Annotated in this window: 6 protein-coding genes; 4 read left to right on the top strand and 2 right to left on the bottom strand. The window is 59.8% G+C overall.

Annotation, left to right across the window (positions count from 1 at the left end; translation table 11 throughout):
* Positions 1-228: 228 nt before the first annotated feature.
* Both csgH and DH08_RS00445 read right to left on the bottom strand, forming a co-directional pair.
* Positions 229-624: a curli-like amyloid fiber formation chaperone CsgH gene (gene csgH, locus DH08_RS00450; protein ID WP_192177388.1), complete on the bottom strand. Its 396-nt coding sequence runs from the start codon at positions 622-624 to the stop codon at positions 229-231.
* A gap of 68 nt (positions 625-692) precedes the next feature.
* Positions 693-1,130, bottom strand: a complete 438-nt coding sequence (locus DH08_RS00445) for a curlin (protein WP_192177387.1) — start codon at positions 1,128-1,130, stop codon at positions 693-695.
* 715 nt (positions 1,131-1,845) lie between these two features.
* On the opposite strand from DH08_RS00445, the gene DH08_RS00440 reads away from it, so the two are divergent.
* From DH08_RS00440 to DH08_RS00425, 4 genes are all read left to right on the top strand, one after another.
* Positions 1,846-2,376, top strand: coding sequence for a hypothetical protein (locus tag DH08_RS00440; protein WP_345892320.1), 531 nt, complete (start codon positions 1,846-1,848; stop codon positions 2,374-2,376).
* Between the two features lie 77 nt (positions 2,377-2,453).
* Positions 2,454-3,434: a S8 family serine peptidase gene (locus DH08_RS00435; RefSeq protein WP_192177385.1), complete on the top strand. Its 981-nt coding sequence runs from the start codon at positions 2,454-2,456 to the stop codon at positions 3,432-3,434.
* A gap of 1,664 nt (positions 3,435-5,098) precedes the next feature.
* Positions 5,099-6,322: a TadE/TadG family type IV pilus assembly protein gene (locus tag DH08_RS00430; protein WP_192177384.1), complete on the top strand. Its 1,224-nt coding sequence runs from the start codon at positions 5,099-5,101 to the stop codon at positions 6,320-6,322.
* 414 nt (positions 6,323-6,736) lie between these two features.
* On the top strand, positions 6,737-9,032 hold a 2,296-nt coding region (locus DH08_RS00425; protein ID WP_246800628.1), incomplete at its 3' end, for a diguanylate cyclase domain-containing protein.

The following is a 9,032-nucleotide window of genomic DNA, read 5'->3' as shown; positions in this document are numbered from 1 at the left end:
CGACGATCTTGATCTAGCCGACCTGTTGCAATCGGGCGGGGTCCATATACGTCCACATATGGGTCATCCTAGTCTCCATTTTCCGGCCGTCTCAGCCTTTGACTAACTAACCTTCTGATTGAACCCTGGCGGAACCCGTCGTTCAGCTGTCATTCAATCGTTTTTCCCCGGCCTGGCACATTAAAAGGGCGCCGACTCCGACGCACTTTTTAGCAAACTTGGCGATGATCAGGTTGCGCCACCGAGCCGCTCGGCACAGCTAATGCTGTTGCCGCCGACGGTCACCTCGAGCTTGGCGTCGAAGACGCCGCCCTTCGCGTCGAGCGTGACGATGCCAAGGGTGGCAGGCCGGCCGGGCGCGGCGCTGAAGGCGCCGCCCTGCTCGATATTGGTGCCTCCGGTGCGCCCGGCACTTTCGACATGGAAGGAATAGGTGCCGCTCACGTTTCTGTCCGTATGGGCAAGCGCTTCGAGCAAGACCATGCCGCCGTCCGGCGTGGCGCGGATCTCGCAGCGCACCGGCCCAAGTGACTGGTCCGCGGTGGCCATAGTCGCCATTGCGCCGACTGAGCAGAGGGCGAGTGCTGCGATGACGCGACGGGGATGTTTGACTAGGCGTGGCATGATTCGTCTCCTTGGCGTTCGCTAGCCGCGGCCGCGGCCATTCCGCGGCCGCCTGGTCGGCAGCCGATTCAGGGGCAGGCTTGGACGAAGGCGGCAACGTTGCCGCTGCCGCCCTGGCTGACATTGGCATCGCAGCCATGGCCCACCTGCACGCCGGCAGCAATGTTACCGTTCCCGTCCTGCGTCAGAACGGTGGTATGGTTCGAGCCGAACTGGCCGACTCCGGCCACGTTGCGGTTGCCGTTCTGATAGGTGGCGCCATAGTTGCCGACCCCTGCCTGGCCGATGGCCGAAAGGTTGTGGCGGCCGCGTTGCTGGCCGATCACCTTGTTGAAGCGGCCGTTCTGGTAAACACGGATACGGTTTCTGAAACCGTTCTGAGCGCCGCCGGCTGAGTTCGACCAGCCATATTGCTCGATGCGTAGGTCGTTTGCCGTGGCCGGGGCGGCGGCGGTGATACCGACAATAGCGGCGAGCGCGGTTGCGAAGAAAGAATTGCGGATCATGAGAGCGTCTCCTTTGGCGGACGGGCCGCGAGTTGAACGGCTCCTTTTTAGGAGATGCCGTTCGAACCGAAGCTGAAGGCACCGTTCAGCCGGGGTTCAGGAGTGGCTTTCGTAAACAATCGCCGCCGCCGTTTGGCTGGTCGTGCTTGGCCGCATGCCCTATCTTGGGTCGGCAATGGGAGGGCTGGAAAGGTGCCGGCGAACCTGGTGACGTGCCAGTCATGGGACGCCAAGTGGACTGTTCGCATTGCCGAAGGCGGCAAGGTAATGCTGCAGACGTTTGAGAATCAGGCCGATGCACTTCGCTGAAGGCCAACGATCAAGGCTCAGCCTCCCCGGCAAGCCGCCCATTGATGATCGGATTCGGTGCCGATTGAGGAGAGAGCTGTGGACGACCCTACCGAGACGGCCGGCGAAGCGCCCGACTTCATTGTGAGCGACGTTCTTGACCTTGCTGAATATCCGATGCGTTGAGGCAATTCTAAATTCAATTGTTATTTAAGCGGAAGATAAACCCTGCGGTAACACCACTCAGGCAATAGTGGTGCCAGTCGTACCGGATTATCCGGTAGCTGGGCGGCTGGCGCGGGCGAGCACACATGCGCAGTTTGGCTGCGACGCGCCGCCGAGCGCGGGTCCGGGGTACGTGGGGCGAGGTGTTTCGGGCATGTGTGAAGGGTCCGGCAATCGACGCGTTGTCCGTCGGATAGCACTCGTGCTGGCCGCGTTGCTGGGGACGTCTCCAGCAAGTGCCCAGGATTTTACGACATCGCTACTCGCCATCCATCAGGGCTCGCCACTTAGCGACCGTGCGAGCAGCCTCCGGGCCGGCGGTTATGAGCTGCAGGACGGAACCTGGGTATCATTCGACAAATGGTACCATACCAACTGGATCGACATGCACATGGACCTGCTGACCCAGATCACGGAGGATAGCGGCATCCTGTGGGGGTTTGGAACGGGAGAGCGCGGCGACAAATATCGGATCGCCCCTAGCTTCAAGCTTGGCTTCCTCACGCAGACGCATCCTTCTGCGAGCAGCACTCTTGCCATGTCGCTCACCACGACCTTCGGCGGCGACCTCACCGAACGGACCTGCAGCGCGGACTACGGTGATCTGGGCACCTACACCGTCAATTGCCGGCTCGCTGCGGGCGAGACACCGCCCGAGCAAACATTGAAATATCTGGTTAACGCTAAACCGGAGCGCATGCATCTCTGGCTTAGCTACCGTGTTACCTTCTGATCGCCAGAGGGCCACGCATGTCACTTAACCGTCCGAAGTTCGCCATCGTCCGTTCTAGTTTCGATAAGGGGTCACAAATGTCACATAATCGTTGGAGGTTCGGTGTCGTTGCCGCCCTCGCCATTCTCTCGGCACCGATCGCGTCGGCGCAGGAAGCCTTCGACGCTGACGAGATGGCCGCGCTCTGCCACGGCGGCGGGTCCATATGCGTAAGCGCGGCGATCCCCGCCGCACGGACGACGCAACCCATACAGAGCTGGATGAGCCCCGACGTCGGCGCCGCATGGGCCAAAGGCTACAAGGGCAAAGGTGTCACGATTACCGTCGTCGACGACTTCAGCAGTTCGTCGCGCTTCTCCGGCAATTTCGGCCTTGGGGTGCAATATCAGCGGCACGGCGAATGGACCCGCGAGGAGGCCAGCATGATTGCTCCCTCGGCGACCATCAGGTCGAAGGACTTCTCGACGGGTTCGGCCGTCAAGTTGGCGACCGGTCTGAACGTGCTCAACCTGAGTTACGGCATGTATGCTCCCCAGGGCTACAGCACCAGCCAGATCGGCTGGGCTCCGGAGGAGGCCTCGATCATCTCCTATGCCACCAAGGGATCGGCGGTCGTCTCGAAGGCAGCCGGCAACGATTCGGTCGCCGTCGGCGGCGTCACGGATGGTCAGCAGGACTACCTCGACCTCGCTCTGGTCGGCAAAGCCTCAGCGATCTTCGTCGGCGCGCTGTCCACCAACGGCACGACGTCCAACCCGGCCCAGCTAGCCTGGTACTCCAACTACGCCGGCTCCAACCCGCTCGTGCAGAGCCACTTCCTGGTGGTTGGCGTCGAGGGGGACAAGACCGGCCTTTACGGCACCTCCTTCGCCGCGCCGATCATTTCCGGCTACGCCGCTATCATCGGCAGCAAGTTCACCAAGGCGACCGCCACGCAGATTACCAACGATCTGCTCAAGACGGCTCGTACCGACACGCTGGTCAATTACGATCCCTCCGTATATGGCAAGGGCGAGGCGAGCCTTTCGCGCGCCCTTGCTCCGGTATCGATCAGATGAGCGGTGCTGCGTGGGCTAGCGCGGGCTACGATTCAGTTGCGAGTGGTGTCTGACGACGCTCGCGAGCACGCCGAAGCCTTGCCCGTTGCCAATCCTTTTGCCGACTGTCGGCGCGCCAGCCACGAATTCTTGCCGAACACCAAACAATCAATCCTGGCGCCCGGCGTGTACGATAAGGCGTTTGGTTCGCGCCGGATTGCCTCTTATCGGAATTCATGCATCAACGGTATCGGAACGGGTTTGAGCGCAAGTGGGGCGCCGCGCTGCATCATGATGTATAGCAAAGCTCCGGAACGAAATCCGGATTGAGCCAATCGAACTGAGCGCGTATGTAGCGACAGCGGCGACTTTCGCATACCACGGCACACGCCGATCGAAGTGGCGAACAGACTGATTCGAATTTTCATTATCCTTCGACTCGCCCGTCCCAATGGACAGACAATGCGATAACCCGATCCGGCTAGACGGAGTATGGTCCGAGGATGCCGACCACAGGCCGCGCCAATTGATCGCCAGCCGGCTGATTTGCACATAACGGGTCCAGGGAAGCGCGACTTCTCAATCCACGTCTTGTCAGCGGCTGCGGCCACCCACGCGATTCCGGTAGACCATCTCATCCTGCAGTTTGCAGGCTGGAAGAGCTGGGAAGGTCGCGACGAAAAAGGCGATCGGGACCAGCATGGGATGGATACATTGCCGGCTATGCGGCGTGTGTGAACGGCGTTCCAGCAGATCTCCGCACAAGCGAGGATTAATAGAAATCCTGCGAGTCGCTTTCCATCCACACCCGACGAGTGGTCGGAAACTGCACATTCGGTTGTACCGATCATGCGGTCAACGATGACAACACTCTTAAGGATTTGATTGAAGGCTTTGTTCAGGATTGGCTGCAAAGATGCATCGAGCGGTCGAGTTCTGAGTACCGCCAAGCACTTCCTGAGCCCGCTGCGGGAACCCCGGCAGCGGGCTCTTCTTTTGAACCCAAATGTTCGTCGGAGAGCAAACCTAGTCGCGGAAACTTGGACCGGGCTCGGCAAGCCGGACGCGACTCGCCCGGATAACCCCCTGACGAGGTCCCACCAAGCTGCTGCAGAAGTCAGTCGCGTGCGCAGGCGAAGCCTGACCAGTCGCTGACCTGCCATTAGGCAATGAGATGCTGCGGGACGACGTCATTCGGCGAAAACTGTGAGTAGCGCATAGGCGAGTTAATGGCGAACGCCTGTGCTGATAGAGTGGCATCGATCCGGCGAGCTTGCTAGGTCTAGAGTTCGACAGTTCCACCGACTGCTACAAGTTCGGCCAGGATTGAGGCTCGGATCAAAAATAAGAATGTCCGTTATGGTTGCAGCGCTTCGATATCATGCTCAAGCGCCAGGACGGCAATCGCTAGGCTGTAAGATGTCGCGAGCAAGCTGTTGAACCCAAGAATATTGGACCTGGACTCGGCCTACGGGGCACGGTCTCGCGGTTCTGAAGCTAAACTGTCGGGCTGCGCCGTTTGCCCGACGATTGCTAAGCTGCTCTCGATCGCAAGGGTTGAGCCATGGAAGGCCTCGATGTTGGCTAAACACCGGGCAGGCATATTAGAATTTTACCTTCTCCGGAAATAATACATAGAGAAGATCGGCGTATCACGTAAGCTTGGCAGATTCTGGCGAGGGGCGATGTTCACGCTGAAAGACTTCTGGATTTCGGAGCGCGGCAACTTCGCCGTAGCCACCGCCGTAGCCATACTGCCGTTGATGATTGGCGTGGCCGGCGCCATCGATCTGGTCGGCACCAGCGACGACGCCGCGCAATTGCAGAACTCGCTGGACGCGGCGGGGCTTGCCGTCGGCACGAAGTATGCGCCCGGCATGACGGCGGGCGACGTGCAGCAGCTCGGGCTGACGTTCTTCGCCGCCAACATGCGCGCCGCCGACCAGCAGGAATATTCGGGCAGCGTCTCTGCCTTCCAGGCCGCGGCCAGCGGCAACCCGAGCGCCTATTACATCTCTGTGTCGTCCAGCATCAGCCGACCGAGCTTCATCGGCGAGTCGGCCTCCTGGCAGGCCCACCGCTCGGCCTCAGTCAAGATAAAGCCCGGCGCTGAGGCCTGCGTGCTGGCGCTCGATCCGCATGCGTCCGCCGCCGTGAACCTGCAGGGCTCGACCAATGTCTCGATGGGCAGCTGCGTGATCGCCGCGAACTCGGACGCGTCCGATTCCGTCAATAGGGGCGGCTCCGCGCTGGTTTCGGCGGGCTGCGTCTCGACCGTCGGCGGCACTTCCGGGATTTCGCCACCCAGCGCAAGTCTCACCTGCGGAACGCCGCTCGAACATCAATACGCGTCTTTTGATCCGCTGGCCGACGTCGTCCCTCCCCCCTATACATTGTGCCTGCCTGTCCCGAACGGCAAAACCTACACGCTGTCGCCCGGCACCTACTGCGACAAGACATTGTCGGGAAACATCACGCTGGACCCGGGCGTCTACATCCTGCGCGGCACCACCATTAAGCCTGGGGGAAACGGCAGCCTGACCGGCCAGGGCGTGACCATATTCCTCATGGAAAGCTCGCAGATCTACTTAAATGCCAATGAGACGGTGGACCTTTCCCCGCCCACCAGCGGACCCTATGCCGGTATCACCATTTTCCAGGACCACGGGAACACCTCCGCCCTGACGCTGAATGGCGCCGCAAATTCCATAATCAGCGGATTCGTCTATGCGCCCGACGCGCCCATTTCCTATGCCGGAAACTCCGACATGAGCGGCCAGGGCGACTGTCTGAGGCTTGTCGGCAAGACCGTGCAGATGACGGGAAACTCCTCCGTCAGAACGGACTGTGCGGCCCTGCTAGGAAATCGCGAGATGTATGCCGGCCGGATGATCAGTCTTGTGAAATAAGAGACAAAGTTCATTCTTGCTGACACAAATTCCCCCGTCGTAGCTCTTTTGTTATTAGTCGGCGTAGACCTTTGAGTGCCATTGGACTTCGCTATGGCGTATCAGTACTGACCAAGCAGCGCTCTTGCCGATTGCTTTGATTATACTGATTCTCGAACTGCTGTGAGGACAGATAGCCACGAACGGGACCTTGTACAAAAAGGCTCAAGTTCGACCGGCGACATTTGCGAGGCCGCAAATTAGGATGCGTCTAAATACAAAGACGCAAGGCTCGGGAGGAATGACTAAAAGGCGGCTATTCCACTCTGGTATCCAAGATGGATGGGGTGCTTAATACATAGTTAGTACATTTTGGACAGCATGTACTCACGTTTTCTTTGGGTGCTAGGAACTCTGTTGGCCACGAAATCGTCAATGCGAGGAGCAGAAGCATGCGAGCCGGCCGATCTGGCCACGCTCGCAAAACTGGCAACGGCTTCCCACGAAACGCTCGAGCGCGAGCTTCGCGCCACGATCGCAGCGCTCGAAAGCCAGGCGCTGCGGTTCGAGACGGCGATCGAGAATATCTCGCAGGGCATTTGTTTTTTCGATGCCGATGAACGGCTGATCCTGTGCAACCGCCGCTATGCGGAAATCTACCGCATCGCACCCGATGACTTGCGGCCGGGCCTGGCGCTGGGCGAAATCGTCGAGCGCCGCGTGGCCGCTGGGACGTCCGCCATGCCCGCCGACGCCTATCTCGCAATGGCCCGGTCGGTCAATTCGGGCAAAGCTTCGAAAATCTGGACCGCTCACCTCGCTGATGGCCGGTCAATTCAGATATGCCATCAGCCGATGCCCGATAGCAGTTGGATTGCCACGCATGAGGACATTACCGAACTCATCTCCAGTCGCCAGATCGTCGACGAGCGCATCTCGCTTCAGACGCTGATTGACTTGGTGCCGGATTATCTGTGGGTCAAGGATGCCGAAAGCCGCTTCGTCGTGGTCAACAGCGCCCTTGCGGCCGACAGTGGCCGGGAAAAGACCAGCGACATGATCGGTCTGACCGACTTTGATCTCCATGCCCCGGAACTTGCACAGAATTTTCGCCGGATCGAGGAGAACATCGTCAAGAGCGGGCAACCGATGATTGATGAGGAAGAGTTCGTCGTCGATGCTTCGGGCGTCGGCAAGTGGTTTTCGTCGACGAAGGTGCCGTTGCGCAACCTTGAAAACGACATTTTCGGCCTGGTCGGCATCGCCCACGATATCACCGCCCGCAAGCAGGCGGACGTGCTTCGGGACGGGCAGGCGCACATACTTGAAATGATCGCAAGGAGCGCTCCGCTGGAAGACGTGCTCGATCAACTCTTACGCCTCGTCGAGTTGCAATTGCAGGGAATATCCGGTTCCGTGCTGCTGCTCGACAAGGAAGGCAGCCACTTGCGGCACGGCGCAGCGCCCAGTTTGGCGAAAGACTACACGAGATCCATCGACGGCATCACCATCGGCCCCAAGGTGGGATCCTGCGGAACCGCCGTCTACCGGCGCGAGCCGGTCATTGTCGCGGATATCATGCAGGACCCGCTTTGGGAAGATTATCGCGAACTCGTGGCGCCATACGGCTATCGTTCATGCTGGTCGACACCGATCCTGTCGCATCAGGGAACCGTGCTGGGCGTCTTTGCGATGTACTCAATGACGGTGCGAGCGCCGACCGGGGCCGAGTCCCGGCTCATCGATTTCACCACGCACATTGCAGGCATCGCCATCGAACGCAAGCTGGCCGAAGACCAGATACATTTCATGGCCAGCCACGATGTGCTTACGGGTCTTCCTAACCGCGCCCTGCTCGAGGACCGGCTCTCGCAGGCGGTCCTCTACGCGCAGCGTTATGGCCGCTGGGTGACCGTGTTGTTCATAGATCTCGATAATTTCAAGCTGGTCAATGACACGCTCGGCCACAACGCCGGAGACGAACTCCTGAAGACGGTCGCCAGACGTATGGTCGAATGCGTCAGGGCAACCGACACAGTCGTGCGGCTTGGCGGCGACGAATTTGTCGTCGTCCTGTTCGACCAGCCGGCGAGCGTCGAGCTCATCTCCGAGATAGTGCAGAAGATCCGTGCAGTGATCGCGGAGCCTATTGAACTTGGAAAACATCGGCTGAGTGCCACGGCCAGCATCGGCGTCGCCAACTACCCCAAGGATGGGGCGACCTCGGAGACGCTGTTGGCCAATGCCGATGCGGCGCTATACCGCGCGAAGGAGTTCGGCCGCGACAATTTTCAGTTCTATGCTCCCGAATTCAACACCCGGGCGCATGAAAAATTCGTCCTTCGGGAGGAGTTGCGAAACGCGCTGGCCCATTCGGAATTCACCTTGCTCTATCAGCCGCAAATTGATCTTCGGTCGGGGCAGATCTTCGCGGTTGAGGCGTTGATACGCTGGCAGCATCCGACGCGAGGCACGGTGTCACCGGCCATTTTCATTCCGACGGCCGAGGAGACAGGCTTGATCGTGCCCATCGGCGATTGGGTTCTGCACGAAGCCTGTCGGCAGAACAAGGCCTGGCAGGACGCGGGTCTACCGCCCCTGATCGTCTGCGTGAATGTGTCGGCACGGCAATTCAGGGAAAGAAACCTGATAAGTCGTGTCGTCAATGCACTGAAGGACAGCGGCCTAGAGGCCAGATACCTCGAGCTGGAGGTGACGGAGAGCCTGATCA

The organism is Mesorhizobium amorphae (assembly GCF_014843845.1).
Taxonomy (GTDB): Bacteria; Pseudomonadota; Alphaproteobacteria; order Rhizobiales; family Rhizobiaceae; genus Mesorhizobium; species Mesorhizobium amorphae_A.
This window is presented reverse-complemented; position numbering and strand designations above follow the sequence as displayed.

Coding starts and splice junctions, on each gene's coding strand:
- DH08_RS00430 (WP_192177384.1), top strand. CDS start 5,099: ATGTTCACGCTGAAAGACTTCTGGATTTCGGAGCGCGGCAACTTCGCC.
- DH08_RS00435 (WP_192177385.1), top strand. CDS start 2,454: ATGTCACATAATCGTTGGAGGTTCGGTGTCGTTGCCGCCCTCGCCATT.
- csgH (WP_192177388.1), bottom strand. CDS start 624: ATGCCACGCCTAGTCAAACATCCCCGTCGCGTCATCGCAGCACTCGCC.
- DH08_RS00445 (WP_192177387.1), bottom strand. CDS start 1,130: ATGATCCGCAATTCTTTCTTCGCAACCGCGCTCGCCGCTATTGTCGGT.